This is a genomic window from Kribbella sp. NPDC006257 (assembly GCF_040613535.1).
Taxonomy (GTDB): domain Bacteria; phylum Actinomycetota; class Actinomycetes; order Propionibacteriales; family Kribbellaceae; genus Kribbella.
Genome location: NZ_JBEXSJ010000015.1, coordinates 148,340 through 175,210 on the forward strand (window position 1 = coordinate 148,340; position 26,871 = coordinate 175,210).

The following is a 26,871-nucleotide window of genomic DNA, read 5'->3' on the forward strand; positions in this document are numbered from 1 at the left end:
CCAGTGACGCACGCGGATGGCCGATCTTGCGCGCCTCTGACTCCTGCGACGGCGCTAACCCAATGACCGGCCGTCCGTGCACGCTCGGCCACCACCAGGGCTATCACCGGGACGCCTCCGGCGCCGAGTGGCTTGACGAGGAGTAGCCCCATGATCGGCGGGGCGTGTGTGCCGGACGGATGCGCCTGCGTACGCCCCGCCTTCCAACCCGCGAGAGGATGCTGACCGGCGTTGAAGGTAGACGTTGCCCACCGTGCCGAGATCCTGCTCAGCGAGGCTGAGTGGTTCAAGCTCCAAACTCACTGGCCACCGAATCCCGCAGGCATCGTCCAAGTGCGCCGGATGACCGCGTCATGGACCAGCGATCTCCCCCGCCCAGTGGTCATCCTGGTAGGCATGCGAGTGCGGCAGGACGGGCACCCCGGCGGCAGGCGCGTCACTCACACGGTGTCGAGCTGGCGGGCTGACGGGCGGCGTGTGGTGGCTCAGTTCCCGGACGCGGTGGTGGACCAGCTCGAAGCCCATGGCATGGTGCTGCGCTAGAACAAATAGGTGTAAACGACAAGAGTCCCCGCCCTTCCGATGGGAAGGACGGGGACTCTTGTTTCAGGTACGCCAGCGTGCGCCGTTGGCGCGCTCATAGTCAGTGATCGCGGAGACAACCCGGCGCCCAACCTCGGGACCGTCGGAGAGAGCGTTGACGGTGAGGTTGATGACCGGCGCAGAGCCGATTCCGTTGCTGCCAGCAACCGACGCGGCGCCGAGCCTCACGGACGGCGACGCGGACAGGCCGCTCTCGATGTCAGACGAGACGGTGCTGAGGAAGCGCTTCAGCTTGTCAGTCTCGCCGTCCATGCCCTTGAGTAGACCGGTCATGATGGCCGCGCCCGCGGGGGTGAGTAGCCGCTTGTCGTAGGAGAGCGGCCCCTTGTGATCCTGAATCCACTTGGCGCGTGAGCCGACCCACGACTCCACGGAACTCCAGGCGGACTTAAGGCCGTCGAAGAATCCGGAGATGATCGAGCGTCCCGCGTTGTAGAGGGTCGAGCCGACGTTTCCTACCCAACCGATCACACTGCCTGCCAGGCCGCGGAACGTCGTCGCAATGTTCCCGATGAACGACGCGTAGCCGTTGGCAACCGAGATAACGATCTGCCGGCCCTTGGTGTACAGCAGGGCAGAGACATTGCCGAGCCAACCGAGGATTGCGCCGGGAAGACCGCGGATCGTGGTGGCGATGTTTCCGATGAACGAGGCGTAGCCATTCGCCACACTGATGACGATCTGGCGGCCCTTGGTGTAGAGCAGGGTTGCGACGTTCCCGATCCACTTGAGAATGGCGCCGGGGAGACCGGCAATCGTCTTGGCGATGTTGCCGATGAACGACGCGTAACCGTTGGCGATGGAGATGACGATCTGGCGCCCCTTGGTGTAAAGGAGCTTGGATACGTCGCCGATCCACTTGAGGACGTCACTGCCGATACCAAGGAAGAACTTTCCTATGGTGACGTAGACGCCGATGTAGCCCTTGATGAATCCGAGGAGCAGATCCTTGCCCTTGTCAACGAGCCACGAGGCCGCGTCGCCGATGGCGCCGCCGATCTTGCCGGGCAGGTCCTTGAAGAAGGACAGGACCGAGGAGAACGCGGAGGAGATGCCCTCGCCGAAGCCGGAGAAGAACGAGCCCACCGACTTGACCGCAGTCACCACGGCGCGGATGGCTGCGGTGACACCGGTCTTGAGCGCTGCAAAGGTGCCGTTGACGATCGTTCGAAACTTCTCGCTGTGCTTGTAGGCGTAGATGAGACCGCCTACAAGCAAGGCGATTCCGGCCACGATGAGGCCCACTGGACCAGTCGCGAATCGGATGGCGAGACCGAGGCCCCGGGTAGCGATTGCCGCGGCCTTGGTCGCAACGGTTCCCGCGATAGTTGCCACGGTGCTCGCGACGGTGGCGATCTTGTCGCGGGCTAGGGCGATGTACTTGCTTTGCAGGAACAAGGTTGCGACGTCTGACGCGTTGCTGAACACGTCGACGGCGACAGACGAGCCCTGCAGGAGGGCGGCGTACTTGCCGAGGCCAACGGCGTCCAGGCCACCGGCGAAGGCGCTTAGCGCGGAAGCCATAACGCCGGTCTTGGTCGCGGTCTCGTCAGTGGAGTCGCCGAGGTTGTCCATGGACTTGCGGGCCTTGTCGGCGTGGGCGTTGACCTTGTCGACCGCCGAGCTGGTTTGCTTGCCAACAGCATCCATCGACGACCCCAGCTTTTCCGCGGCGCCACCGGCGACGTTGAAAGACTTGGCGGCCTCGGATGCGTCCACAAGGAGGGCGATCTTGACGGCCGAGTTGCTCGTGGTCATCAGTACCTCCAGAAATGCGAAGCGGGGCTCACGAATGAGCCCCGCTGGCGGATGCGATGGAAGGTCACGCGCCGAAGACGATTCGGCGGGCCTCGGTGGGCCGGACGGCGCTGGTCACGCTGTATCCCTGAAGCCAGACATCCACCGTCTCCACGGCGATCTGAACCTCACGAACGACCGGAACTGATACGCGGGTGACGATGCTTCCGGGGGCGAAGACGTAGCCGGTAGCGCCCGACGCGGCAGTTAGCGCCCAGCTCGGCGACCACAGCCGGCCAGCGAAGGCGACGCCCTGCCCGGCGGTGTAGCGGCCCAGACGACGGCCACCCGAGTCCTTCGCTTCTACCATGTCCGTGAACAGCGAGGGGCCAGCCACCGAGACCGTCATGTCAGGGCCACCGCGGAGAACGTCCAGCGCGGCCGAGGCGGTCAGGAGGTCGCCCTCCAGGACGGCGTCCGCTGCAGCGGCGGTCAGTTCGATCTCAGTCAGAGTCGCCGCGGCGAGGGCGGTAGCAACACGGCCCTCCACGACGTCCAGGAAGGCCGACCGCATCAGGTTGGCAACCTCGTCCGCCGTGCGCGGTGCCGACAGCGAGTCGTAAGCCTCGCGGGTGATGACGGCGCGGGCAATGATGCTCTGCGGTGACTGCGTCGGGCCGCTCGCGACGGTAAAGGTCACGTCAGCGCCGGGGCCGCTGCCCTCGGTGCCAGTGGCTGCACCGTTGGTGAAGCTCGCGTGAATCGCGCCGGTCAGGGGCTGGCCGTCAGTGAGCGCCGGATCGGTCACGGTCGCGTCGTAGAGCGGGTGAGCCTGCGGGGTCTGGGCAAGGTAGTCGTACTGGTGGTTTGGCAGCAGGCCGGTTCCGGCGTTGGCTCGGGTCACGGCGAACTGGGCGGCCGGGGTCGCGGGGGCGAACGCGGCGTAAAGCGCAGAGTTGAGGATGCGCTTCGGGCTTGGGTCAGTCACTTTCGTGCCTTTCGTTGCCCAGAGCACGGAATTGCGCGCTGGGAGTCTGTGGTTGTGGTCGTCGTCAGCGGCGGCCGAAGTCGTTGCCGGGAAGGCGCTGCAGGCGCGATGAGTCGCGGCGAGCGTCGGCCGCATCCTTGGCTGCCTGTGCGATGTCCCGCTCTGCCTCACGCTCGGCGTGGGTGCGGATGAGTGTGGGTGTGGGCGCGGGGACCTTGAGGCCAGTCACCTTGCAAGTCGTCTCGCGCGCTAGCGCTGAGAGGGCCGTGTACTTGTCCAGGAGGTCACCGGCTGACGGGTCGAATTCGTCAACCAAGCGGCTGGCATCAACGACCTCGTCCATCGCGGCCACGATCAGCGCGTGCGCCTCTCGGGCCGCCGGGATTGCCTCGGCCACGGCGTCATCCCGCCAACGGTTGGCGGTGCGGCGCACGATGTTGAAGGCATGTCCGTGGCCGTCGCGGCCACGCATCAGGCGCTCACCGAACGTCAGCGCCTGATCAACTGAGATTGCGCCGCTGTACAAGGCGTTTGCGAGGTAGTCGGCGCGCGCTCGGTCGTCGTCCTGAGCCTGATTGAGGGCCGTCCAGGTGGCGTCAGCCTTGCCGATCTTGAGACGAGTTGAATCGAAGAGACCGCGAGGCAGAGAGACGAGGGCTTGAGCCGACAGAGTGCGGATCATTTCGCGTACGTTGTCGAGCTTCTCTGATCCATAGGTGCGGCCGGGCGTCAGTGGTGCGGTGATCTCCGCCAGCTTGGCAAGGGCGTCGGCGGATTCGGTTTCGGTGTTCTTGGTTCGCACGGGGTTCTCCAGTTCATTTGTGTTGTCCGGCCCCCAGGACGGCGGTCGGGAAGTTCATTGCCATGGGCAATCAGGAGGGGCTCACTCGCTCCGGGCGGCGTGGTAGGCGCGGCTGTATTCGCGCTGTCGCGCCCGCACGTTCTCCAGATGAGCGGCGCGGTAGGCGCTCGATCGCTCGGCGTCGGCGTCAGCGCAGGCGCGGCAGTGTTGCGAGGTCACGCGGGGCGCGGTGCAGCCGCGCCGGCGGCAGGGCTCGGAGGTACTCATGGGGTCCGTTCCGGAGGGAGAGAAAGGACAGATCGGAGGTGTCCAGCGGCCCTCTTGGTGGGAAAAAACGGGCAGGTCCAGAGGGGGGTGGCGCTCGCGGGCGCCCGGTCCAGTGAGTCGGCGGGACGCGGCGCCAGTCGGCGCAGGATTCTTCGATGGCGTGGCGCACTAGCAGGCGCCTGAGCGGGGCCTTGAGCGCCGGTCTCATAGCACTGGCGGGTCTGTCTACTTGGGCCAGGCTGCAGCCCCGTGGGCGCGGCTAGCGAGCGTGCCCGTTGCCGCGGTAGCACTCCTGCGGGACCGTGACAACGGTCGGCAGGACAGGACACAGCTAGGCGGGACCGGGACCGGGACGGGATGCGGGACTACTACCCCCGGGGGGGTCTTCACCTGGAAGGGGCGGGGGTCGGTCCCGGTATTGCGGGACGATGTGCCAGCGGGGGTGACGTTTACACGCCTACCCCTACCCCGGGGTTGTTGACGACAGGAGTGGTTGCCTTAGGCAATCGGGGCCTAGGGGTGACTATGCGACGCGGGCTAGTCCGTGAAAGCCTCGGCCGCCCTTCAGCCGGACCGCGCCCGGTCGCACGCCGTCCAGCCTGAGCAACGCGGCATAGATCGACTCAGGGGCGAGGCAGTGCCCGGTGTGTATCGTCCATATGTCAGCGGCCTGGCGGACCTCAATGCGGGAGGTGAAGCCGCCGGGAGTCACCGTGACCTGTCGGCCGACAAAGGACGTGTCCTCTAGCAGGGACAGCGCGGCGCCAGGGTCCAGGCGAACGCCCTTGCGAGCAGGCGCGGGGACGGTGGCGAGGCGGAAGCCGTAGAGGCCGCGATGCGGACCGCGCCGTGACTCGCGCAACTCGCTGCCCTTGCCCGCGTAGCCCTCTCGGACCGCGGCCAGGAGTTGGCGGTTGTCTAGCAGGCTGTCCGGGTGGGCGGCGTCGTAGGCTGCACTGAAGTCGGCGCGAGAGATCCATGAGTCATCGTCGCGAGTGAGACCGGGCCAGGTGGCGCCGTCCATGATGACTGCCATAACGGCGTCCATCTCGGCGGCGAGGCGGTCAGCCTCGGCGTTGGCGGTGGCCCGCGCCGCGGCGTCTAGCTCCTTCTCACGTTGGAGAGTGCGCCACTGGTCTAGGGGGATAGATCGGTGTCGAGGCATGGCTCTGTTACAGCCTTCGGGGGTTGTGACGGCGGCCCGCGCTGGCGAGCGCCAGACGCGGGGGCGATGCGGGGTGCGCGTCCGGGGTGGTCGTCCGGCCGAGCGATAGTGCAGCCGTTGCGCTAGGCAACGGGTGAGCTGGGCCATGGTGGTGGCCTGTCCGCGGAACACGCGGGGTTGTGGCGCGGGGGGTGCAGGTTGCTCCACGTAGGGAGGCCAAGGCCCCTTAAACCACCTCTCTCCTAGAAGACAGAGATCAGAGAGAGGTAGGTAGGTTTTAGGGGCACGGCCTCCCTACGTGGAGCAACCTGCACCCCCGCGTGACCTGCAGGTTTGGCGGAGCGTTGCCGCTCGACGCCGCGTCACCTTGGCTACTGGTACGTAGAACACGTGGAGCCCCTTGCACCAAGGGTGCATGTGGAGCAAGGAAATCGGGAGCGCCGCCGGGTCGCGTCGCTCCGGCCGTCACAGCGGAGCAACGCGACCCAACGGCGCGGCGACAGTGCCCGCGGGTACCACCCCGCGGCCCAATGCACTGTCAGGGAAAGGGTGTCTGTCTCCGCGTCTACGGCGTAAGGCCGGAGCGGAAGGTTGCTGGAAGCATCAAACATGCCGGGTTTCGCCGCGTCGGGGCGGCCCTCACGGCTCCGGGCAGGAGAAGGGGCTGCGATCCGGATTTGTGCATGGCGAGATCGGCGCGGGCGTCAGCCCGGCATGTTCAATGCTTACCGCACGACGGGCCTTCCACGAGCCCTCATGCCGTGCGGTGGATTGGGTGGGTGCGACGGCCCCCGGTGCCACACAGGGGAAGGATGGCCCCTTTTACACCGGAGACCGTCGCAATCCCGCTGCCCCCGTGAGGCAGCGGGAAGTCATCAGCGCGGGGCAGTGACGCCCGCTCGCGCAATCTGAATTGCAGCCTCAGCAGGGATGCCAAAGCACAACCACGCTTGCGCGCGGTCCCTGACGACGGCGGCGCGAGACTCCCGCTCGCGGCGGGTCTTGCGTGCACGCGCACACCGCGGAGAGCACGTCTCGGCCGGGCCGTGCCGGTCGGCGGTCGCTGTGCATTCGGAGCACTGGATGAGGGCCATGGTGCGGCCTCCTCTCGTTCGTGCCGTCCGCCCATGCGGCAACTACTGATCAATGAAGAGGCCAAGCTCGACCGCGGGGCGGTGCGTGTCGAGGCTTGGCCTCTCATTTATGAGTTGTGTCAGAGCTACTTGCCGTGCTCACGATGCGGCAAAATCAGAGCCAAACAACACGGCACCTGCCTGCGATGTTGCGGTCGCCCTTGGACGCCGCCTTGCCGACGTACACCCTGAAGCCGGTCTCTCGGAGCAGGGCGCGGCGATTCTCGTTGTCTCCGGCAACCTCCCACGCTTGCCCCCAGGTCTGTCCGGTGGACTGGATCACGTGGAAGTCGCCAGAGCGGTCGCGGTTGACTAGCTCGGCCTCCCGCTTCCTCAGCCGCGTCATGCGCTTGGCCAGTCCAGCCACCTCGGCGGCCGACGCGGTAGCAAACGCCTTGCCCACCGTGGCGATCTCGTCCAGGACGTCATCAAGCTCGGTGTCTGCCGCGTCCGACGCCGGGACCGTCCGCGTACGCTCCACGTCGCCGAGAGCGCCGAGCCAGCGTTCTGCGGCATGTGCGTCGAGCATGGTTGCGGTGGCCGTCGCCGACACGTCGCACGTGTACCCCGTGCGCAGGGCGTTGCATACGTAGCGTCCGGCCGACGTGGTCATCGCCGTCTTGCAGCCGGCGCAGTACGCGAGGCCGCCCGACAGCAGGTACTTGACCGGTCGCCCACCCGTCGGCTTTGGCTTGTCGGAGGCAGGATTTAGGCGGTCCTCCACGGCCCTACGTAGCGCCCGGTCGGTGAGCAGTTCCTTGGTGGCAGCCGTCGCCAGGACGCGGCGTACGGACGTGACAGTCCACTCCCCAGCGGTCGGCACGTCGCTGCCCTTGCGGCGCTTAGGACGCGTCCTGTGGCCGCTGGCATTGAGCCACTGAGTCAGTGACCTCATGCTCTCCCCGGCTGCCCAGCGGGCCGCGAGGTCGCGGACGATCGCTGCCTCTTCCGGCTTCACGGCCAGCACCTTGCCGCCGTCCGGTCCGGGGACAACCTGCCAGCCGAACGGGACCGGGCTGCCCGTGTATCGACCGGCCTCGGCTAGGCGGCGCTGAGTCGCCTTGTTACGGGCGGCGATGCGGGCTCGCTCTGCCCTTGCCACCTCAGCCGCGATCACGAAGCGCCAGCGGAACGCCTCGGCGTCGCGCTCGGAGTCCAGGCCGTCAGCGGTGATGAGACGGACCGGCGGCCTGACTACCGCGCCGGTCTCAGGGTCCTTGCCTTCGACAACGTCTAGCACGCGTGCGGCGGCGTTGACGCCCTCTCGGGTAAGGCGGTCAGTGTGGGATGCCCACAGCTCGTTAGCCCGTCCGCTGACCGCGTCGCCTAGCCACGCCACGAACTCCGGACGGTCTCGGATGGCGCCCGACTTCCCGTTGTCCACGTGCTCGCCAACGACCACGCAACCGGCGGCTTCGGCGGCCTGACGGAGTTCGGCGATCATCCCCGCGAGACTGAGGTTGGTGTCCCCCGCCTCGCGCGAGAGTCGAGCGTAGAGAGTGGCGGTCCGGCGGGTCGGTGTTGTCATGTACAAAACCGTACCCTATGCTAGCGCCCACGCGCAGTACTTCTTGAACCACGCCTTGCCGGCTTCCGTGTTGGTCGCGGCCGCGGCGATCGGGAACGTACCGGCGAGCAGCACGAGCATCGCCGAGCGGATCAGCAGCAGGATGATCTGGATCACCGAGGTCACGAAGACGGCGAGCATGCAGAACGACATCACGATCATCGGCAGCTGCGCCGTCCCATGTTGTCCGCCACCCTTGATGACGAGCCCGCCGAGCGCCGTACTGAACGGCTTGCCGTGTGTCGCGTTCTGCACGATCTCGAGGGCGAGCCCGTCGGCCCACGAGGACAGCAGCTGGATCGTGGCCGTCCCCATCCCGGCGACCAGCACCAGCATCATCGTTGCCTTGAGCAATTCGCGGATCGGTTCGCCGCGCTGCTCCCAGGCCGTCCGGATGCCGGCGATCATGATCGCGAACGTGAATACACTCGCGGCGATCGCCACCGAGTAGCTGTGCAGGAAAGCGACCGGACCGGTGGCGGTCCACTGCTCACCGGACCGAGTGGCGACCTGCGGAGTGTCGACCTTCATCCAGAACGTGGCCAGACCGCCGACCCCGGACTCGGCGGTCTCGCGGATCTTGGCGGCGAGGTCGGCGAACATGCTCGTCGCTACCGATTGAAAGCCTTCGCGGACTCCGCATCCGAGGTCGTTCCATCGGCACATCAGACACCGCTCCACGAGACGAAGCCGGAGAGGTCACGCTGCTGGGCGTACGGCGCGCCGAGGGCGCTGCCTGGTGGCGGTGGGATCAGGCGCCAGTCGCCGGCGTGCCAGACGAGGGTGAAGGTCGCCGTCATGAACGCGGTCTCGACGGGCATCGCCAGCAGCACGGTCGCGCGGTCGGTGGTCGCGTCGAGCACGCGGAAGCCGGCGATCTGGATCGGGTTCGAGTTCTCGTCAGCGGTTTCCTTTCGCAGTTGTTTGAGCAGCGCGTCGGTTTCCGGGCCTGGCAACATCAGTTTGCCGACGGTGGCGAGGGCCTGGTGCTGGTCGGCCATCGCGGCGATCACGTTGTACGCCGCGAAGACCGCGCCGGTGGGTGAGTGCGCGAAACAGCGCCGGAAGCCGTCGCGATCTTGCTTCCCAGGCCCGTACGCCGAGGAGCGCGGCACCACCACTCTCCGGTTCACCTCCCACTCATCCACCACCGGCGCCTCCACCGGCACCCCCTGATCCCCCACCGGCAACCCACACCCCTTCCCCCCATCCCCCGAAGCCGGCCCACCAGGAGCACAAGACCCGGAGCCGGGCGAGGGTGGGTTGGTTGGGGTGGGGGCGCACGGGGTGGGGGCTGGGCGGTCGGGCGTACCGGGGTTGGCGGTCGGCGTACCGGGGTTGGCGGTCGGCGTACCGGGGTTGGCGGTCGGCGTGCCGGGGGTGGCGGTCGGCGTGCTGGAGGTGGGGGTGGTTAGGAGGAGGGCGGCGCTGAGGAGGGTGGCGCCGAGGACTATGCAGGCGGCGATGAAGCCTCGGCCGTAGGGTGACTTCTGGTCGTTCGCGTTCATCGTGATCCCCGATCTGCGGTGTCCGGGACCAGCCTGGCAAAGATCGGGGCGGCGCCGCGGAAGTTATCCACAGGCGGTTGTCACGCTCGGAAACCCATCATTCGTGTCTCGACCTGTAGCCGATAGGTCACCCCGTGTAGCGAAGTGGACGGGTCAGCTAATAGAGTCCGCCCATGACCATCGCGCCTTCGCTTTGCTCGCCCCTAGCGCTCGCCGATGCAGAACCCACTCCCGTCGCCGAACCTTGGGAAAGCGACGTGATCACCGCGTACGGCCTGCTGCGTGAAGCAGCAGCCGAACTCGATCACCTGATGCGCCATTCCCTGAAGCGCAGTGGTCTGCAAATGGCAATGTTCGAACTGTTGCTGCGGCTTGCCCGCAGCCACGGCGAGAGACAGCGTCTCACCTCACTCGCCCGGGAGCTGACCGTCACCACCGGCGGCATCACCCGGCTGGTCGACCGTGCCGAGAACCTCGGCCTGGTGCGTCGGGAGCCTTGTCCCGACGACGCCCGTGGGTCGTTCGCGGTTCTCACGGAGGAGGGCAAGCGTCGCCTGCGCGAAGCATTGCCCGACCACCTCCTGGAGATCGACAGCCTGTGGATGTCGCAGCTGGCGGACGACCGTGACCTCGTCCTCGGCAGGCTCCGCCGGGTGCGTGACAACGCCCGTCGCTGGCCGAACGGCCGGCCCACCCTGGGTCCGATCACCGACCGGATCTGACCACCATCGCATTACCCGCTTCTAACGGATGGGGCGCTCGGCTGGTGCCGGGCGCCCCATCGAGCAATTGTTGAGTAGTGAACCAAGCCCAAGCCCCGGTAGAGCCCCGGCCGGCGGCCGCACCGCGCCCGCCGCAGCGTCGGGGGCCGCTCGTCCGGGCCGCGATCGGCGGCATCCTCGCCGCGCTGGCAGGACTGGCCGCGGGCCAAGTGGCCGCCGCGATCCTCGGGACCGGGCAGACGCCCGTGGTGGCGATCGGGTCGGCCTTCATCGACCGCACCCCGCCGTGGCTGAAGGACTTCGCGATCTCGGTCTTCGGGACGCACGACAAGCTCGCTCTGAAGACCGGCATCCTGATCGTGCTGCTGGCGTTCGCCGCCCTCGGCGGAGTTCTGTCCGTACTCCGGTACGCAGCGGGCGCCGCCGTCGTCGTGGTCCTAGCCGGCCTGGCCGTCATCGCAGCGGTGCACCGGCCGGACGCCGGCCAGACCGGGTTCGTCCCCTCCTTCGTCGCCGGTGTCGTCGCGTTGCTGGTACTGCGGTTGTTCTCGCAACGCCTCGCCGGACTGATGAAGCACCCGGACGACGGGGTGAGCCGGCGCGGGTTCCTCCAGCTGTCCGCCGGCGTCGCGCTCGGTTCGGTCGCAGTAGGTGCCCTAGGCAACGTTATCGGCGGGCACCGGGCTGCCGTCACGGATGCCCGCGAGGCACTCCAATTGCCGTTGCCGCCGAGCCTCGACCCGCCGGCCGGCGTACAGGTTCCGGAGGCTCCGCCGTGGGCGACGCCGAACGAGGACTTCTACCGGATCGACACCGCCCTGTCCGTGCCGCTGATCATGCCGGAGGACTGGAAGTTGCGGATCCACGGCATGGTCGACCGCGAGATCGAGCTGGACTTCGCCGCCCTGCTGAAGCGCACGGTGGTGCACAAGTGGGTCACGCTCACCTGCGTCAGCAACGAGGTCGGTGGCGACCTGATCGGCAACGCGCTCTGGTCGGGCGTGCTGCTCAAGGACCTGCTGAACGAGGCGGGTGTTTCGCCGAAGGCGGACGCGATCCAGTCGATGTCGAAGGACGGCTTCACCGCCGGTACGCCGTTGAGCACGCTGCTCGACGACCGCGAGTCGATGCTCGCCTTCGCGATGAATGGGAAGCCGCTGCCGCTGGAACACGGGTTCCCGGTGCGCATCGTCGTACCGGGTCTTTACGGGTACGTCTCGGCGACCAAGTGGCTGACGGATATCGAGGTGACCCGGTTCGACCAGTTCGAGGCGTACTGGACACCCCGTGGCTGGTCCGAGCAGGGCCCGATCAAGCTGTCCTCGCGGATCGACGTACCGCGGTCGAAGGCGTCGACCGGTCAGGTCACCGTCGCCGGGGTCGCGTGGGACCAGCACGTCGGCGTCTCCAAGGTGGAGGTCCGCGTTGACGGCGGCCCGTGGCAGGAGGCGACGCTCGCGGCCGACGCGTCGACCGACACCTGGCGCCAGTGGCACTGGACGTGGGATGCGCCGCGCGGGCACCACGTGCTCCAGGTGCGCGCGTTCGACGGCAAGGGCAACCCTCAGATCGAGAGCCAGGCGCCGCCCGCTCCGAACGGCTCCACCGGCCTGCACAGCGTCGACATCAAGGTCGGCTGAGCGGCAACGGATCGGCCGGTTAGGCGTTGCCTGGCCGGCTGATCGCGGTCAGGACCATGGGCAGGAAGCGGTGTTCGAGGGAGCCGGCCGGGACCTCGGTCGGCTCCAGCAGGCTCTGCGAGCGCGCACCCTCGTGCAGCGCCATCACAAGCCGAACGAACTGCTCCGGCGGCACACTGAGCATCAGACCACTGGTGGAGATGATCTCCTCGACCAGCCGCGTCAACTGCTCGCGGAACATCCGGCGCTGCTCGTTCAGCGCCTTGGCCGCATCCGGTTGACGCAGCGCGTGCAGGGTGAACTCCGTGGAGATCAAGTACCACTGCCGCTGGTTCGGTGCTGCATCGTCCAGCAGACCCAGTACTGCGTCCAGCAGGGTTCCTGGCTGATTCGCAAGGTCCGGCAACAGCGCGGCGATCTGCTCCAGCAGCCGGTCCGTGGTCGCCTGGAACAGGGCGAGCACCAGCTCGTCCTTGGAAGCGAAGTTCGAGTAGAAGGCGCCGCGGGTGAATCCGGCCCGCTCGCAGATGTCCTCCACGGAGGCGCCGTGGAAGCCGCGCTCGGCGAACACGTCGAGGGCGCCTTCGAGCAGACGGGCCCGGGTGGCGGAACGGCGGCGCTTGGGTGTTTCCATGGTCTTAGGATACAGTTCTGTATTGAATACACAACCGTATTGAACGGGGTACCCCACGATGGAGCTCAGGGCCTACGCGATCAGCGTCCAGGGTCCGCACGCACCGATGCTGAACCCGACATCGGTCGCTGTCGGCGATCACCAGTTGGTCCTGCTGGCCGGCTACCCCGGCCCGGGCCACGTGGCGGCGGCGCTCAGCCTGTCGGGGCGGCTGCGTCCCGACGGCGGCGAGGTGATGCTGGACGGCAAGACCGACGGCCGCGTACTCCGGCAGCGGGTCGCCGTCGTCGACGCACCCGGGATCACCGAGCCGGACGATGCGCTGCCGGTGAAGTCGGTGGTCGGCGAGGAGCTCGCGATCGCGGGGAAGAAGGCCGGCGGCAAGGCGGTGCAGGCCTGGCTGGAGGAGCACGGCTGGCACGAGTACGCCGACAAGCGCTTCGAGCACCTGTCGATCGCCGTACGGACCGAACTGCTCGCGGAGCTGACGGTGGCGCGAGCGGACGTCGAGGTGGTGATCCTGACGATGCCGGACCGGCACGGTGGGGATCCGCACGACTGGTACGCGCTGGGCAAGGATCTGGCGTCGCGGGGTTACGGCGTCATCATCACGTGCGCCGAAGCCTCGGCCAGGCTGCTCGGGGTGACGGCGGCGCAGCTGGGCTCGATCGATCAGCCTGAACCACTCAAAGTCGCTCCGGTGGAACCTGTTGAGCCACTCGAAGAAACCAAGACAGACATAGAGGCTGAGGTATGACCGCCATCCGGATGGCTTTGAGTGAGTTGCGGCGGCTGACGGCCGGCCGGTTGCCGAAGCTCGCGGTGATCGCGATGCTGTGCGTCCCGATGCTGTACGGCGGTCTGTACCTCTACGCGAACCACGATCCGTACGGGCGGCTCGACAAGGTCCCCACCGCGGTCGTTCTCGAGGACGAGGGCACCACGCTGTCCACCGGCGAGAAGCTGTCGGTCGGCCCGCAGGTCGCCGACGAGCTGGTGAAGTCCAAGAGCTTCGACTGGCACCGCGTCGATCGCGCCGAGGCAACCAAGGGGGTGGAGGACGGCAAGTACGAGTTCGCGCTCGTGTTGCCGAAGACATTCTCCGCCGACCTCGCCTCGAGCGCGGAATTCCAACCGAAGCAGGCGACGCTGGAGCTGTACACGAACGACGCGAACAACTACCTCGCGCACACCATCGCGAACCAGGTCGTCGCCCAGGTCACCAAGACGGTCGCCTCGCAGGTGAGCGAGACCGCGGCGAGCAAGCTGCTGGCCGGCTTCAGCACCATCCACGGCCAGATCAGCAAGGCCGCCACCGGCGCCGGGCAGTTGCAGAGCGGCCTGACCTCGGCGAACACCGGCGTCACGCAACTCAAGACCGGCGCGACCCAGCTCAACACCGCGCAGGCGCAGCTCTCCGCGGGTGCGACCAAGCTCTCCACCGGGATCGGCCAGGCGTCGAAGGGTGCCAATGACCTTGCCAACGGCGCCGGCCAGCTGACCACCGGACTCAACACCCTGAAGACGAAGACTGCCAATCTGCCCAAGCAGACCAAGGATCTGGCGACCGGCGCCGACAAGGTTGCTGATGGCAATGAGAAGATCTCGGCCGTCGGCAAGCAGGTGGCGACCGCCTCCAGCACGCTGGTGAAAGACCTCTCCAGCCTCGACGCCGCCCTCGCCCAGCGACTCAAGGCGCGTGGGTTCACCCAGGCCCAGGTCAACCAGGTCCTGCAGGAGACGGCCAAGTTGCGCGGCCCGGTGGTCACCGCGAACACCAAGATCCAGTCCACCTCGAAGCAGCTCAACCAACTGGCGACCGGCGCCCGGCAGGTCTCGAACGGCGCTGCCACCTTGGCGAACGCGACGCCGGCCCTGACCTCGGGCATCAGCAGTGCGGCAGCCGGAGCAGGCAAGCTCAACACCGGCGCGACCCAGCTGAAGACCGGCCTGGGCGCCCTCCAGACCGGTGCCACTCAGCTCGCCACGGGCGAGCAGCAAGCCGTCACTGGCCAGAACCAGCTGCTGACCGGCGTCACCACCCTCAGCACCGGCATCGGCAAGCTGAAGACCGGTGCGACCGAGCTCAACACCGCCCTCACCAACGGCGCCAAGCAGATCCCGGACCCGTCAGCCGAGCAGCGCAAGGCCGTCGCCGAGACGCTGGGCGCACCGGTCGGGCTGCACAACACCTCGCAGGCGACGGCCGACAGCTACGGCGCCGGACTCGCTCCGTTCTTCCTCAGCCTGTCCTGCTGGATCGGTGCGTACGTGCTCTTCCTGCTCGTCCGTCCGCTGTCACCGCGTGCCCTGGCGGCCCTCCAGTCGCCGCTGCGGGTGGCGCTCGGCGGTTGGTTGCCGCCGGCCATCTTCGGCGCGATCCAGGCCGCGCTCGTCTTCACCGCGGTGATCTTCGGGCTCGGGATCGACACCACCCATCCCTGGCTGACCGTCGGCTTCCTGATGCTGACGTCGATCACCTTCGTGGCGGTGCTGCACGCGCTGTCCGCCTGGTTCGGTGCCGTCGGCAAGTTCCTCGGCCTGATCCTGATGGTGATCCAGCTCGTCAGCGCGGGCGGCACCTTCCCCTGGCAGACGATCCCCGCGCCGCTGTACTTCTTCCACCACGTGCTCCCGATGAGCTACGCGATCGACGGCGTCCGGCACCTGATGTACGGCGGCCCCGGCGATAGCCTCGGCCGGGACCTCCTGGTCCTCGCCGCCTGGCTCCTGGCTGGCATCACCGCCTCCGCCCTGGCCGCCCGCAAACAACGAGTCTGGGTAGCCAAGAAGCTCCAGCCCGAACTCGCGCTCTGATGAGGAGCGGGCTAGCGGTAGTTGTCCAGGTTTGAGGTGACCTTGTCGAAGACGGCTCGCTCGTGGTCCTTCGGGGCGTAGACGACGATCTCGTCGAAGCCTGCGCCGCGGTAGCGCTCGACCAGCCGGGCGAAGCCGTCCACCGACTCCCATGGACTGATCGCGCCGTAGGCCAGCAGGATCCGGCGCACCGACCGTCCACCGAGCCCTTCGTCGAGCAACCTCAGCCGCTCCAGCGAAGCCTCGTAGAAGTCGGCCTCTGAGGCAGCACCCGGGAACGTCACCCAGCCGTCGCCGTGCGCAGCCACCACGGCCAACGCCTTGGGTGCATTCGCCGCGATGATCAACGGCACCCGCTCCTGCACCGGCCCGGGCGTCATCGAAGCGAGCGAGTACGGGTAGTACGGCCCGTCGTGGTCAGTCACGTCGCCCGCCAAAAGCCGCTCGACCACCTCGACGAACTCGGTCAGCCGCTCGACCCGCTCCCGCGCCGTCCACACCGGCACGCCCGCCATCCCGTGATCGGTCGGCCAGACACCCGACCCGATCCCGAAGTCGAACCGCCCACCGGCCACGTGGTCCATCGTCAGCACCTGCTTCGCCAGCACGGTCGGCTGCCGGAACACCAGGTTGGCGATCAGCAGCCCGACCCGGATCCGGCTGGTCGTCGCCGCCCACGCGGTCACCACGGTCGGCCCGTCGAGCACCGGCACCGCCGGGTCGCGCGGATTCCGCAGGTTGTCCCCGGTCCACAGTCCGTCGAAGCCGGCCTCTTCGGCCCGGCCCGCCCACTCCGCCGCGTCGGTCCAGCCCGCGGCATTCACTTTCAGCCCGAATCGCATACGGCAAGCCTGCCACGGCACCAGCAGACCGGCCCCGGATTTGCCTGTTCGTGCAACCCGGCAGGTGATCTACTCGACTTGCGCTACCAAAGGGGAGGTTGGACGTACCGATGACCATGATCAAGGTTGCGGTCGACGGTGGACAGTCAGCGCTGAGGCTCCGCGTGATCGGCGGCCGGACCGGCACCGGCCCTGGATTCACCCACGGTTCCAACACTGTGCAGGACATGCTCGACGCGATCAGCACGGCTGCCTCGGAGGCGGAGCTGACCCAACCGGTGGAGGTCGTCGCCCTCGGTCTGACCGGCTTCCCCGCTGATCCGCCGATCGCTCGACTTCTCGCGGAAGGGATCGCGAAAACCCTTGCTGCCAAGGAAGTCCGGCTCACTCAGGACATGGTCACGGCGCACGCCGGAGCACTTCCCGACCGGTACGGCGTAGTTGTCGCCGCGGGCACCGGATTGGTCTGTCTCGCGGTCGACCGGGATGGATCCTGGCGCAAGATCGACGGGCACGGATACCTGTTCGGCGATGCCGGGAGTGCCTTCGCGATCGGCCGGGCCGGCCTGGTCGCAGTACAGCGCGCCCGGGACGGTCGCGGACCTGCGACCGCGCTGGCGGAGACCCCGCTCGACCCGGTGAATCTCTACTCGTCGCCGACGCTCGTCGACGACGTGGCCCGCTTCGCGCCCGTAGTACTGGCGGCCGCTGCTGATGGCGATGCGGTGGCGCGCGCCATCGTCGTACAGGCTGCTGGTGATGTTGCCGAGACGATCGAGGCGGCTGTCCGGCCGATGACGGGGCGCGTTCCGGTGGCTTGTGTCGGTGGGTTGTTCCAAGGCGGTGAACAGTTGCTCGAACCGCTGCGGGCGGCGCTGCCATCGCGAGCCGAGTTGGTGCCGGCTGCCGGAAACTCGCTGGACGGTGCCGAGCGGCTGGCGGTCGGTCCGCCGGGTCCGTACGCCGACCTGATCCTCGTCCACCGCTCATGACGAAGCACTGAAATGAGCGGGCTGTTACTGGCTGCCGCCTCGCTCGATGTGACGCCACCACCGGGGCACCCCCTCGACGGGTACGCCGCGCGCACCGGCCCAGCAGCCGGTACTGCGGACCCGCTGCGGGCGACCCTGATCTGGCTGAGTAGCGAAGATTCACCGGGCGTGCTCTGGCTGAGCCTCGACGCCATCGCCGCCGGAACCTCGCTAGCCGCTGAGCTGGCTGCGGCCGCAGCCGCGGCCGCGGACATCCCCGAAGCATGCGTGGTGGTCTGCGCCTCCCACACGCACTCGGGACCGGCGGGCTGGACCGGTGAGATCCATCCGGTGATCCCGGCCGCGCGAGAGCCCTCGCTTTATGAGCCACTGATCGCAGCGGTGGCCCATGCCTCGCTGCGGCGCTCGCCGGTCCGCGCGTACTGGCGGACAGTCGAGATCGATGGCGTCGGGACCAACCGCCACCGGTGTGATGGCCCGCATGACAACACGGCGGGCGTTCTCGCCCTGCACTCGCTCGACGGCTCACTCGCGGCGATGCTGCTCGACTTCGCCTGCCACCCGACGGCGTACGGACCCGAGAACCTGCTCTGGTCCGCCGACTGGCCAGGCGCCGCCCGTGCTGCACTCGGCGATGTCGTCGTGGGGTATCTGCAGGGGGCGGCCGGTGACGTCAGCCCTCGGTTCACGCGTCGGGGTCGCGGAGCGGCCGAAGTCTCGCGGCTCGGGGGCCTGCTGGCGGCACAAGTCAGGGATGCGCTCGGCGGGCCCGGCCTCGAGTTGCCGTCGGTGGCGCCGAGCATCCGGCGTACGACGGCTGTCCTCAGGGTCCGTGACCTGCCGTCGCCCGCCGAGGCCGCGGCGACGGTGGCGTCCGCCGAGGCCGGGATCCGCGGCCGGCTCGACGATCCGGCCGCGCGGATCGCCCAGACCCGGCTGGACGGAGCACGCGGCCAGGCGTTGATGGCGGCCGCCGAGCTGCCGCCGGAGCTCGAGTTACGGCTCAGCGTCGTCACGCTCGGCGACGTTGCCTGGGTCCATCTCCCGGTCGAGCTCTTCGCTCTGCACGGCCTCCGGTTGCAGGCTGTGAGCGGGTATCCGATCACCCGGGTGATCGGCTATGCGGACGGCTACTTCGGCTACGTGGTCGACGCCGAGGCCGACGCGGCCGGGGTGTACGAAGCCCTGATCACCTACTTCGACCAGTCCACAACCGAGGAGTTGCTGACGACCGCCGGTGCACTGCTCCGTACGATGGAGGCGTGACCAGCGATCTCGACGAGGCGGCCGCAGATTTCGCACGCGTCCGGCCGCGGCTCTTCGGCATCGCCTACCGGATGCTCGGCAGCGTCGCCGAGGCCGAGGACATCGTCCAGGAGGTCTGGATCCGCTGGCAGGGCTACGACCGGACCAAGGTGATCGAACCGGCCGCCTTCCTCGCCACCACGACCACCCGGCTCGCGATCAACGCCGCCCAGTCGGCCCGGGTCCGGCGCGAGACCTACATCGGCCCGTGGTTGCCGGACCCGATCGACCTGCGCGAGGACCCGGCGCTGGGTGCCGAACGGGCCGACGCGCTCGAACTCGCGCTGCTGCACGTCCTGGAGAAGCTGTCGCCGACGCAGCGCGCGGCGTACGTGCTCCGGGAGGCCTTCGACTACCCGTACGACGAGATCGCGACGATCCTGGAGATGTCGGAGCCGAATGTCCGGCAGCTCGTCAGCCGCGCGCACAAACGACTCGCCACCGAGCGGCGCGAACCGGTCGCCAACGACGAACACCGGCGCCTGCTGGAGGCCTTTCTCGCGGCCGCCCGGGACGGTGACGTCGCCGTGCTGGAGGAGCTGCTGGCCGCCGACGCGATCAGCTACGCCGACGGCGGCGGGGTCCGGAACGCGAGCAAGATCCCGGTCGCGGGGCGGACCCGGATCGCGCTGTTCATGAAGTCGTTCGCATCGCACTTCTGGACCGGCAGCACGATCGCCCTGACCGAGGCGAACGGCCGGCCGGCGGCGATGGTCTCGCGGGACGGCGTCCCGTTCGTGATGCTCAACATCGCCGCCTCGCCGGACGGCATCGACCGGCTCCTCTGGGTCATGAACCCGGACAAACTGGCCAAGATCTCCACCTGGGCCTGACCGTCAGACGTCGATGTTCGACATCACGTGCTTGATGCCCCCCACTCCCTCCGTTTTAGACCTCGATGTTGGACATCACGTGCTTGATGCGGGTGTAGTCCTCCAGGCCGTACATCGACAGGTCTTTGCCGTGGCCGGAGTGCTTGAAGCCGCCGTGGGGCATTTCGGCGACGATCGGGATGTGGGTGTTGATCCAGACGCAGCCGAAGTCGAGGCGGCGGGCCATCCGCATCGCGCGGCCGTGGTCGCGGGTGAAGACCGAGGAGGCCAGCCCGTATTCGACGCCGTTGGCCCAGCGGAGTGCCTCGTCCTCGTCGGAGAAGCGCTGGACGGTGATGACCGGGCCGAAGATCTCGTCCTGAATCGCCTCGTCGGTCTGCTGCAGGCCGGAAACGACGGTCGGCTCGTAGAAGTAGCCCCGCTCGCCGACCGCGTGACCGCCGGTCTGCAGTTGGGCGTGGTCGGGAAGACGGTTGATGAACCCGCCGACGCGGCTGAGCTGGTCGGCATTGTTGAGCGCGCCGTACGCGACATCCTCCGAAGGCTGCCCGGTCGTGGTCGCCTTCGCCTGCTCGGTCAGCGCGGCGACGAAGTCGTCGTGGATCCGCGGGCCCGCGAGGACCCGGGTCGCGGCGGTGCAGTCCTGGCCGGCGTTGAAGTAGCCCGCGCCGGCGATCGCCTCGGCCGCGGCTTCCAGGTCGGCGTCGTCGAAGACCACGACCGGGGCCTTGCCGCCGAGCTCGAGGTGGGTCCGCTTCAGCTTCCGCGCCGCCGCCGACGCGACCTCCATCCCGGCCCGCACGGATCCGGTGATCGCCACCAGCTGCGGGATGTCGTGATCGACCAACGCACGTCCGGTGTCGCGGTCGCCGCAGACAACGTTCAGTACGCCGGGCGGCAGGAACTCGTTGCACAGCTCGGCCAGCAGCACGGTCGAAGCCGGCGTCGTGTCGCTCGGCTTGAGCACGATCGTGTTGCCCGCGGCGAGGGCCGGCGCGATCTTCCAGATGGCCATCATCAGCGGGTAGTTCCAGGGCGTCACCTGGCCGACCACGCCGACCGGCTCACGGCGTACGTACGACGTATGGCCGGCCATGTACTCACCAGCTGACCGCCCCTCCAGCATCCGGGCGGCGCCGGCGAAGAACCGTAATTGGTCCACACACGGCGGCAGCTCCTCGGAAGCGGTCAGCGCCAGCGGCTTGCCCGTGTTGTCGCTCTCGACCTTCGTGAACTCCTCGGACCTGGTCTCCAGCGCGTCGGCGATTTTCAGCAGCGCCCGCTGCCGCTCGGCCGGTGTCGTATCCCGCCACGTCTCGAAGGCACGGGCGGCCGCACCGAAGGCCTGGTCGACGTCCTCGGTCCCGGACAGCGGCGCCTGCGCATAGACCTCACCGGTCGCCGGGTTCACCACGTCGTACTGCGCGCCGCTCAGCGCACCGATGGTCTTGCCGTCCACGACGTTCACGAAGGTCTGCTGGTCAACCATGACTGTCCTTTGTCTGCTTCGAGGCCTCAACAGGGCAGAGCCTATCGGGGATGACGACGGAATCGGTAGGTCTGCGGCGTTTCGACCGTCGACATACGCAGGCAAATGGGTCTCTGGGTGCGAAATCACTTGTCAACAGGCAATGCCCGGGAGAAGATGGCGGCCTACGGCCAGCTCAAGAAGAGGAACGTGATGATGCCCTCCGACGCCGCCGACCTAGCCCGTCTGCAGGAGTCCGCCCGCAACCACCTCTGGATGCATTTCACCCGGATGGGGAGCTACCAGACCGCTGACATCCCGGTGATCGTCCGGGGTGACGGCGCGTACATCTGGGACGCCGGCGGGAAGAAGTACCTGGACGGCCTGGCCGGTCTGTTCGTCAGCCAGCTGGGGCACGGCCGCACCGAGCTCGCCGAGGCCGCCGCCAAGCAGGCCGCGGAGCTCGCCTTCATGCCGCTGTGGTCGTATGCGCACCCGAAGGCGATCGAGCTCGCCGAGCGGGTCGCGAACTACGCGCCCGGCGACCTGAACCGCGTCTTCTTCACCAGCGGTGGCGGCGAGGCTGTCGAGACCGCGTGGAAGCTGGCCAAGCAGTACTTCAAGCTGACCGGCAAACCCACGAAGCACAAGGTGATCAGCCGCGCGATCGCGTACCACGGCACCACTCACGGCGCGCTCTCGATCACCGGCCTGCCGGAGCTGAAGGCACCCTTCGAGCCGTTGGTGCCGTCGACCTTCCGGGTGCCGAACACCAACTTCTACCGCGCCCCGCAGCACAGCGACGACCTGGAAGCCTTCGGGCGCTGGGCCGCCGACCAGATCGCGGTGGCGATCGAGAACGAGGGTGCCGACACCGTCGCCGCCGTGTTCCTCGAGCCGGTCCAGAACGCGGGCGGCTGCTTCCCGCCACCGCCCGGGTACTTCGAGCGGGTCCGCGAGATCTGCGACCAGTACGACGTCCTGCTCGTCTCCGACGAGGTGATCTGTGCCTTCGGCCGGCTCGGCCACATGTTCGGCGCCGAGCGGTACGGCTATCAGCCGGACATGATCACCTGCGCGAAGGGACTCACCTCCGGCTATGCACCGCTGGGCGCGATGATTGCCACCGACCGGCTGATGGAGCCGTTCCTGCAGGGCAATGTCTCGTTCGCCCACGGCTACACCTTCGGGGGGCACCCCGTCGCCGCGGCCGTCGCACTCACGAACCTCGACATCTTCGAGCGTGAGGGCATCAACCAGCACGTACGGGACACTGAGGGGGAGTTCCGTACGACGCTGGAGAAGCTGCTCGACCTTCCGTTGGTCGGCGACGTCCGTGGCGACGGGTACTTCTACGGGATCGAACTGGTCAAGGACAAGGCGACCAAGGAGACCTTCACCGACGAGGAGTCCGAGCGGTTGCTGCGCGGCTTCCTGTCCAAGGCGCTGTTCGACGCCGGCCTGTACTGCCGGGCCGACGACCGTGGCGATCCCGTCATCCAGCTGTCGCCGCCGTTGATCTGCGACCAGTCGCACTTCGACGAGATCGAGCAGATCCTCCGCGCGGTGCTGGTCGAGGCGGAGACCAAGCTCTAAGAGTCTTCAGAAGTCGAAGCCGAGCCCGAGGCGGTCGAGGGTTCGGAGCCAGAGGTTGCGGTGGCCCGCGTGCGCGTCTGCGCGGGCCATCGACCACTTGGTGAGCTTGATCCCGGCGTACCGCAGCGGTTCGGGCGGGAACGGCATCGGGCGTCGGCGGACCAGCTGGAGGCGGCGGCGGTCGGTGTCCTCGTCGTACAGGAGGTCGAGCATCACGTCGGCGCCGAAGCGGGTGGCGGCGACGCCCAGGCCGGTGTAGCCGAGGGCGTAGGCGACGTGTCCGGAGTACGCCTTACCGAAGAAGGCGCAGAAGCGGGTGCTGGTGTCGATCACGCCGCCCCAGCGGTGAGTGAAGCGGAGACCTTCCAGCTGGGGGAAGGTCGCGAAGAAGTGGCGGGCCAGCATGGTGTGGATGGAATCGCGTTGTTCGAGCGACTCGTGGATCTTGCTGCCGAACGAGTAGAGCGGTTCGTAGCCGCCCCAGAGGATGCGGTTGTCGCGGGTGAGGCGGTAGTAGTGGAAGAGGTTCGACGCGTCGCCGATGCCTTGCCGGTGTTGCCAGCCGATCGACGCCAACTGTGCTGTGCTTAGCGGTTCCGTCATTAGTACCAGGTCATAGACGGGCACAGTGTAGGGCCGAAGTCTTCGCAGCAGGGACGGAAAGGCGTTGCTGGCAAGGGCGATCCTGTCGGCCTGGATTGATGCTGTTGCTGTTAGCAATGAGTTCTGGCCAAGGCTGGTTGCTGGTGTGTTCTCGTAGATTCGTACGCCGAGGTCGAGGCAGGCCTGGCGGAGTCCTCTGACCAGGTTGGCCGGCTCGACGAGCGCAGTACGGGATGGTTCTGCCAAGGCACCTAAATAGGTCGGCGAGGCAACTTCCGCCTGCACCTCGGCTTGGTCGAGGAAGCGTGCCTTTTGCCCGGCGGCCTGGCGTGCTGAGACTTCCTCGGCCAGTTCGTCGAGGTGGTGCGGTGCCGTCGCGACGGTGAGTTCGCCGGTCCGCTCCCAGTGGCAGTCGATTCCATACTGCGTGATGGTGGCGCCGATCGCCTCGAGATTCTCCAGGCCGAGGCGCTCCATGGCGTCGATCTCGTCGGGCCAGCGAGCCAGGCCGTTGCCGTAGCCGTGGGTCAGACTCGCATCGCAAAAGCCTCCGTTGCGGCCGCTCGCCGCGCTTCCGCACGTGGCGGCCTCCAGGATGACCACGTCCAGGTGTGGATAACGCTCCTTCGCGCGAAGGGCCGTCCACAGGCCCGTGTAGCCGCCGCCGACCACGGCCAGGTCGGCCTTCTCGTTTCGATGGAGTGGCTCGCACGGATCGGGACCGGGCTCGTCGAGCCAGTAGACGGCCGGTTTCGCGTGCGCCAGCGCCTCCTCAGCGAGCACGCGCGGTCCGGCGTCGTCGGGCCAGCTCGCCGCCGAGCACCGCGATGACGGCGACCAGGAACATCGCCGTACCGACCACGTTGATCTGCGGTGGGATGTCGCGCTGCGCGGAGCCCCAGACGAACATCGGGAAGGTCACCGTCCGCCCGGCGTTCAGGTTGGTGATGATGAAGTCGTCGAACGACAGCGAGAAGCTCAGCAGGGCCGCGGCCAGGATGCCGGGGAAGACCAGCGGGAAGGTGATCCGCCAGAACGTCTGCCACTCGGTGGCGTAGAGATCCATTGCCGCCTGTTCCAGCCGGTTGTCCATACCGGACAGCCGCGCCTTCACGGTGACGACGACGAACGACAGGCAGAACATCACGTGTGCGATCAGGATCGTCCAGAACCCGAGCCGGCCGCCGAGGCCGCCGGAGACGAACAGCGCCAGCAGGGACGAGCCGAGCACGATCTCCGGTGAGGCCATCGGCAGGAAGATGAAAAGGTTCGTCGCCGCGCGGCCGCGGAAGCGATGGCGGACCATCGCGAACGCCATCAGCGTGCCGAGCGCCGTCGCGATCACCGTCGCGACCAGGCCGATCCGCAGGCTCGTGCTGACCGCGTCGCAGAGTCCGAACGGCTGGCAGGGGTGCTGCCAGTTGTTCAGCGTGAACCCGTCGAACTGGTACGACAGCTTGCTCTTCGGAGCGTTGAACGACATCAGGATCACGACGAAGATCGGCGCGAAGAGGTAGAGCAGCACCAGCAGTCCGAGGAACATGATCAGGTGCCGCGCGATCCAGCGGCTGACTCTGGTCATACCAGCTCCTCCGTCCCGGCACGGCGTACGTAGAACAACACCAGCACAGTGATCGCAGCCATCAGCGTCACCGAAAGCGCTGCCGCAGTGGGGTAAGCACCGGCCGCGAACAGGCGCTGGATGTCGTTGCCGATCATCCGCTGCTTCGGCGTACCGAGCAGCTGGGCGTTGATGTAGTCGCCGGCCGCCGGGATGAACGTCAGTAGAGTCCCGGCGACCACACCGGGCATCGCGAGCGGCAGGGTCACCGTGCGGAAGGTGGTGATGGCGTTGGCGTACAGGTCACCGCCTGCCTCGATCAGCCGGTGGTCGATCTTCTCCAGGCTGGCGTAGAGCGGCAGCACCATGAACGGCAGGAAGTTGTAGGTCAAGCCGGTGATGACCGCGGTTGTAGTGGCCAGTAGCCGGCCGTCTGAGCCGAGGATGTGCACAGCCTTCAGAGCGTCGACCACGAAGCCGTTGTCGCCGAGCAGGAGCTTCCACGACAACGTGCGGATCAGGAAGCTGGTGAAGAACGGTGCGATCACCAGTGCGAGCATCAGGTTCTTCCAGCGGCCTGCTTTGAACGCGATCGCATAGGCCAGTGGGAAACCCAGCACCAGGCAGAACGCGGTGGTGAGCAGCGCGTACCACAGTGAGCGCCCGAACGGCCGTGCGTAGTCGGCGATCGCGTCGACGTAGTTGTGGAAGCTCCAGGTCATCTTGAAACCGGCCTCGATCGACCCGTTCGGGTCGTAGAGGCTGGCCGCGATCAGCGACAACAGTGGCACGACGAAGAACAGGGTCAGCCAGAGCCCACCAGGAAGCAGCAGCAAGTACGCCGTACGCCGGCGCCTCGTCTCGGGTGGTGCCACAGGTTCCGCTCCGCCGATGCGACTCAGCGCGCTCATCAGGCGTCGTCCCCGACTTCCTCGACGCCGGCCAGCGCATCCTGTGCGGCATCGAGTACGAACGTGTGGACCGGTTGCCAGTGCAGGTCGACCGGGTCACCGACTGTGAGGGTGTCCCGCGCACCGGTGTTCTGCTCGAACACGGTGAGCTCCTGGCCCCACGGCAGACGAGCCAGGTACTGCGTGCTCACGCCGACGTAGCTCACATCGGTCACCACAGCGCCGCGTAATACGTTGCCGCCGTTCTGTTCTTCACCGGCCGGGGCGAGGAAGACCTTCTCGGGCCGGACACCCATCCAGACCTCGCCCTCCGTGACCCGGCAGCGCGGGATCGGCACGGTCACCTTGCTGCCGTGGACATCGACGACCAGTTGCTCGTCGGCCTTGCCGATGATCGCGGCGCGGACCAAGTTGGACTGGCCGAGGAAGTTCGCCACGAAGGTGGTGGCGGGGAGGTCGTACAGCTCGGTCGGCGTACCGAGCTGTTCGATCACGCCGGCATTCATCACCGCGATCGTGTCGGCCATCGTCATGGCCTCTTCCTGGTCGTGCGTTACGTGCACGAAGGTGATGCCGACCTCGGTCTGGATCCGCTTCAGCTCGATCTGCATCTGCCTTCGGAGCTTGAGATCGAGGGCACCGAGCGGTTCGTCGAGCAGCAGCACCTGCGGGCGGTTGATCAGCGCTCTGGCCAGGGCGACTCGCTGCTGCTGGCCACCGGACAGTTGCGGCGGCTTTCGCTTGCCGAAGGCACCCAACTCGACGAGCTCGAGCATCTCGTCGACCTTCTGCTTGACCTCCTTGACCTTGCGGCGGCGGAGGCCGAACGCGACGTTCTCGAAGATGTCGAGATGCGGGAACAGTGCGTAGTTCTGGAAGACCGTGTTGACGGGGCGCTTGTAGGGGCGAAGGCCGGTGATGTTCTGCGCGCCGAGGCTGACTGTGCCGGTGGTCGGCTCCTCCAATCCGGCCACCATCCGGAGGGTGGTGGTCTTGCCGCAGCCGGACGGGCCGAGCAGGGCGAAGAAGGCGCCCTGCGGAACGGTGAGGTCGAGGTCGCGGACGGCGTGGTAGCTGCCGAACTGCTTGCTGATTCCAGTCAGCACCAGATCGCTCGTTGTCGCTGCCGTTCTTGCGGTCGCTGTGGTCGTTGTCGTCGCTGCTGTCGGTGTGGTCA

General features: G+C 67.5%; 24 protein-coding genes. 9 read left to right on the forward strand and 15 right to left on the reverse strand.

Annotation, left to right across the window (positions count from 1 at the left end; translation table 11 throughout):
- The first annotated feature begins 231 nt into the window (after positions 1–231).
- On the forward strand, positions 232–543 hold the full coding sequence (locus tag ABZ004_RS20050) for a hypothetical protein (protein ID WP_355681503.1): 312 nt from the start codon (positions 232–234) through the stop codon (positions 541–543).
- 63 nt (positions 544–606) lie between these two features.
- On the opposite strand, the gene ABZ004_RS20055 is transcribed toward ABZ004_RS20050, so the two are convergent.
- The 8 genes from ABZ004_RS20055 to ABZ004_RS20090 form a co-directional block, all read right to left on the reverse strand.
- On the reverse strand, positions 607–2,361 hold the full coding sequence (locus ABZ004_RS20055) for a hypothetical protein (protein ID WP_355681505.1): 1,755 nt from the start codon (positions 2,359–2,361) through the stop codon (positions 607–609).
- Between the two features lie 64 nt (positions 2,362–2,425).
- Positions 2,426–3,463: a hypothetical protein gene (locus ABZ004_RS20060; RefSeq protein WP_355681507.1), complete on the reverse strand. Its 1,038-nt coding sequence runs from the start codon at positions 3,461–3,463 to the stop codon at positions 2,426–2,428.
- Positions 3,393–4,130 carry a hypothetical protein gene (locus tag ABZ004_RS20065; protein WP_355681509.1) on the reverse strand — a complete coding sequence of 246 codons (738 nt, stop codon included), beginning with the start codon at positions 4,128–4,130 and terminating at the stop codon, positions 3,393–3,395. Before ABZ004_RS20065 ends, ABZ004_RS20060 begins: the two co-directional genes overlap by 71 nt.
- An 81-nt stretch (positions 4,131–4,211) precedes the next feature.
- Positions 4,212–4,349, reverse strand: a complete 138-nt coding sequence (locus ABZ004_RS20070) for a hypothetical protein (protein WP_355681511.1) — start codon at positions 4,347–4,349, stop codon at positions 4,212–4,214.
- Between the two features lie 571 nt (positions 4,350–4,920).
- On the reverse strand, positions 4,921–5,433 hold the full coding sequence (locus ABZ004_RS20075; RefSeq protein WP_355681513.1) for a hypothetical protein: 513 nt from the start codon (positions 5,431–5,433) through the stop codon (positions 4,921–4,923).
- Between the two features lie 1,377 nt (positions 5,434–6,810).
- Positions 6,811–8,223: a recombinase family protein gene (locus ABZ004_RS20080; RefSeq protein ID WP_355681515.1), complete on the reverse strand. Its 1,413-nt coding sequence runs from the start codon at positions 8,221–8,223 to the stop codon at positions 6,811–6,813.
- A gap of 15 nt (positions 8,224–8,238) precedes the next feature.
- Positions 8,239–8,865, reverse strand: a complete 627-nt coding sequence (locus ABZ004_RS20085) for a hypothetical protein (protein WP_355681516.1) — start codon at positions 8,863–8,865, stop codon at positions 8,239–8,241.
- 62 nt (positions 8,866–8,927) lie between these two features.
- Complete coding sequence (locus ABZ004_RS20090; protein WP_355681518.1) at positions 8,928–9,770, reverse strand: hypothetical protein; 843 nt, start codon at positions 9,768–9,770, stop codon at positions 8,928–8,930.
- Between the two features lie 173 nt (positions 9,771–9,943).
- On the opposite strand from ABZ004_RS20090, the gene ABZ004_RS20095 reads away from it, so the two are divergent.
- Positions 9,944–10,492 (forward strand): MarR family transcriptional regulator, encoded by a 549-nt coding sequence (locus ABZ004_RS20095; protein ID WP_355681520.1) that lies wholly within the window; start codon positions 9,944–9,946, stop codon positions 10,490–10,492.
- Between the two features lie 77 nt (positions 10,493–10,569).
- On the forward strand, positions 10,570–12,132 hold the full coding sequence (locus ABZ004_RS20100; protein ID WP_355681522.1) for a molybdopterin-dependent oxidoreductase: 1,563 nt from the start codon (positions 10,570–10,572) through the stop codon (positions 12,130–12,132).
- Positions 12,133–12,151: 19 nt separating this feature from the next.
- Here the strand turns inward: ABZ004_RS20100 and ABZ004_RS20105 are convergent, their stop codons facing one another.
- The gene (locus ABZ004_RS20105) at positions 12,152–12,766 is read right to left on the reverse strand and encodes a TetR/AcrR family transcriptional regulator (protein ID WP_355681524.1); all 615 of its coding nucleotides are present in this window, start codon (positions 12,764–12,766) and stop codon (positions 12,152–12,154) included.
- Between the two features lie 58 nt (positions 12,767–12,824).
- On the opposite strand from ABZ004_RS20105, the gene ABZ004_RS20110 reads away from it, so the two are divergent.
- Both ABZ004_RS20110 and ABZ004_RS20115 read left to right on the forward strand, forming a co-directional pair.
- On the forward strand, positions 12,825–13,523 hold the full coding sequence (locus tag ABZ004_RS20110; RefSeq protein ID WP_355681525.1) for a hypothetical protein: 699 nt from the start codon (positions 12,825–12,827) through the stop codon (positions 13,521–13,523).
- Positions 13,520–15,583, forward strand: a complete 2,064-nt coding sequence (locus ABZ004_RS20115; RefSeq protein WP_355681527.1) for a YhgE/Pip domain-containing protein — start codon at positions 13,520–13,522, stop codon at positions 15,581–15,583. The genes ABZ004_RS20110 and ABZ004_RS20115 overlap by 4 nt, the downstream gene beginning before the upstream one ends.
- Positions 15,584–15,594: 11 nt before the next feature.
- On the opposite strand, the gene ABZ004_RS20120 is transcribed toward ABZ004_RS20115, so the two are convergent.
- Complete coding sequence (locus ABZ004_RS20120; protein ID WP_355681529.1) at positions 15,595–16,425, reverse strand: LLM class flavin-dependent oxidoreductase; 831 nt, start codon at positions 16,423–16,425, stop codon at positions 15,595–15,597.
- 110 nt (positions 16,426–16,535) lie between these two features.
- On the opposite strand from ABZ004_RS20120, the gene ABZ004_RS20125 reads away from it, so the two are divergent.
- Genes ABZ004_RS20125 through ABZ004_RS20135 form a run of 3 tightly spaced genes read left to right on the forward strand, consistent with a single transcriptional unit; the run spans position 16,536 to position 19,555 of the window.
- Positions 16,536–17,417: a BadF/BadG/BcrA/BcrD ATPase family protein gene (locus tag ABZ004_RS20125; RefSeq protein WP_355681531.1), complete on the forward strand. Its 882-nt coding sequence runs from the start codon at positions 16,536–16,538 to the stop codon at positions 17,415–17,417.
- 12 nt (positions 17,418–17,429) lie between these two features.
- Complete coding sequence (locus ABZ004_RS20130; RefSeq protein ID WP_355681533.1) at positions 17,430–18,683, forward strand: hypothetical protein; 1,254 nt, start codon at positions 17,430–17,432, stop codon at positions 18,681–18,683.
- Positions 18,680–19,555: an RNA polymerase sigma-70 factor gene (locus ABZ004_RS20135; RefSeq protein ID WP_355681535.1), complete on the forward strand. Its 876-nt coding sequence runs from the start codon at positions 18,680–18,682 to the stop codon at positions 19,553–19,555. The genes ABZ004_RS20130 and ABZ004_RS20135 overlap by 4 nt, the downstream gene beginning before the upstream one ends.
- 55 nt (positions 19,556–19,610) lie before the next feature.
- Here ABZ004_RS20135 and ABZ004_RS20140 read toward each other — a convergent pair whose 3' ends face one another.
- The gene (locus ABZ004_RS20140; RefSeq protein WP_355681537.1) at positions 19,611–21,044 is read right to left on the reverse strand and encodes a gamma-aminobutyraldehyde dehydrogenase; all 1,434 of its coding nucleotides are present in this window, start codon (positions 21,042–21,044) and stop codon (positions 19,611–19,613) included.
- 192 nt (positions 21,045–21,236) lie between these two features.
- Between ABZ004_RS20140 and ABZ004_RS20145 the strand changes: the two genes are divergently transcribed.
- Complete coding sequence (locus ABZ004_RS20145) at positions 21,237–22,619, forward strand: aspartate aminotransferase family protein (protein WP_355681579.1); 1,383 nt, start codon at positions 21,237–21,239, stop codon at positions 22,617–22,619.
- A 6-nt stretch (positions 22,620–22,625) separates the two neighbouring features.
- Here the strand turns inward: ABZ004_RS20145 and ABZ004_RS20150 are convergent, their stop codons facing one another.
- Genes ABZ004_RS20150 through ABZ004_RS20165 form a run of 4 tightly spaced genes read right to left on the reverse strand, consistent with a single transcriptional unit; the run spans position 22,626 to position 26,800 of the window.
- Positions 22,626–24,005 (reverse strand): FAD-dependent oxidoreductase, encoded by a 1,380-nt coding sequence (locus ABZ004_RS20150; protein ID WP_355681539.1) that lies wholly within the window; start codon positions 24,003–24,005, stop codon positions 22,626–22,628.
- The gene (locus ABZ004_RS20155; protein ID WP_355681541.1) at positions 23,995–24,804 is read right to left on the reverse strand and encodes an ABC transporter permease; all 810 of its coding nucleotides are present in this window, start codon (positions 24,802–24,804) and stop codon (positions 23,995–23,997) included. Before ABZ004_RS20155 ends, ABZ004_RS20150 begins: the two co-directional genes overlap by 11 nt.
- Positions 24,801–25,694, reverse strand: coding sequence for an ABC transporter permease (locus ABZ004_RS20160; protein WP_355681542.1), 894 nt, complete (start codon positions 25,692–25,694; stop codon positions 24,801–24,803). The genes ABZ004_RS20155 and ABZ004_RS20160 overlap by 4 nt, the downstream gene beginning before the upstream one ends.
- Complete coding sequence (locus tag ABZ004_RS20165) at positions 25,694–26,800, reverse strand: ABC transporter ATP-binding protein (protein ID WP_355681544.1); 1,107 nt, start codon at positions 26,798–26,800, stop codon at positions 25,694–25,696. The genes ABZ004_RS20160 and ABZ004_RS20165 overlap by 1 nt, the downstream gene beginning before the upstream one ends.
- Positions 26,801–26,871 lie beyond the last annotated feature (71 nt).

What these genes read in the sequence shown, in the direction of transcription:
- ABZ004_RS20080 (WP_355681515.1), bottom strand. Translation starts at nt 8,223, where the DNA reads ATGACAACACCGACCCGCCGGACCGCCACTCTCTACGCTCGACTCTCG.
- ABZ004_RS20155 (WP_355681541.1), bottom strand. Translation starts at nt 24,804, where the DNA reads ATGACCAGAGTCAGCCGCTGGATCGCGCGGCACCTGATCATGTTCCTC.
- ABZ004_RS20105 (WP_355681524.1), bottom strand. Translation starts at nt 12,766, where the DNA reads ATGGAAACACCCAAGCGCCGCCGTTCCGCCACCCGGGCCCGTCTGCTC.
- ABZ004_RS20125 (WP_355681531.1), top strand. Translation starts at nt 16,536, where the DNA reads ATGACCATGATCAAGGTTGCGGTCGACGGTGGACAGTCAGCGCTGAGG.
- ABZ004_RS20140 (WP_355681537.1), bottom strand. Translation starts at nt 21,044, where the DNA reads ATGGTTGACCAGCAGACCTTCGTGAACGTCGTGGACGGCAAGACCATC.
- ABZ004_RS20090 (WP_355681518.1), bottom strand. Translation starts at nt 9,770, where the DNA reads ATGAACGCGAACGACCAGAAGTCACCCTACGGCCGAGGCTTCATCGCC.
- ABZ004_RS20160 (WP_355681542.1), bottom strand. Translation starts at nt 25,694, where the DNA reads ATGAGCGCGCTGAGTCGCATCGGCGGAGCGGAACCTGTGGCACCACCC.
- ABZ004_RS20115 (WP_355681527.1), top strand. Translation starts at nt 13,520, where the DNA reads ATGACCGCCATCCGGATGGCTTTGAGTGAGTTGCGGCGGCTGACGGCC.
- ABZ004_RS20130 (WP_355681533.1), top strand. Translation starts at nt 17,430, where the DNA reads ATGAGCGGGCTGTTACTGGCTGCCGCCTCGCTCGATGTGACGCCACCA.
- ABZ004_RS20060 (WP_355681507.1), bottom strand. Translation starts at nt 3,463, where the DNA reads ATGCGGCCGACGCTCGCCGCGACTCATCGCGCCTGCAGCGCCTTCCCG.
- ABZ004_RS20095 (WP_355681520.1), top strand. Translation starts at nt 9,944, where the DNA reads ATGACCATCGCGCCTTCGCTTTGCTCGCCCCTAGCGCTCGCCGATGCA.
- ABZ004_RS20085 (WP_355681516.1), bottom strand. Translation starts at nt 8,865, where the DNA reads ATGTTCGCCGACCTCGCCGCCAAGATCCGCGAGACCGCCGAGTCCGGG.
- ABZ004_RS20055 (WP_355681505.1), bottom strand. Translation starts at nt 2,361, where the DNA reads ATGACCACGAGCAACTCGGCCGTCAAGATCGCCCTCCTTGTGGACGCA.
- ABZ004_RS20120 (WP_355681529.1), bottom strand. Translation starts at nt 16,425, where the DNA reads ATGCGATTCGGGCTGAAAGTGAATGCCGCGGGCTGGACCGACGCGGCG.
- ABZ004_RS20145 (WP_355681579.1), top strand. Translation starts at nt 21,237, where the DNA reads ATGATGCCCTCCGACGCCGCCGACCTAGCCCGTCTGCAGGAGTCCGCC.
- ABZ004_RS20075 (WP_355681513.1), bottom strand. Translation starts at nt 5,433, where the DNA reads ATGGCAGTCATCATGGACGGCGCCACCTGGCCCGGTCTCACTCGCGAC.
- ABZ004_RS20110 (WP_355681525.1), top strand. Translation starts at nt 12,825, where the DNA reads ATGGAGCTCAGGGCCTACGCGATCAGCGTCCAGGGTCCGCACGCACCG.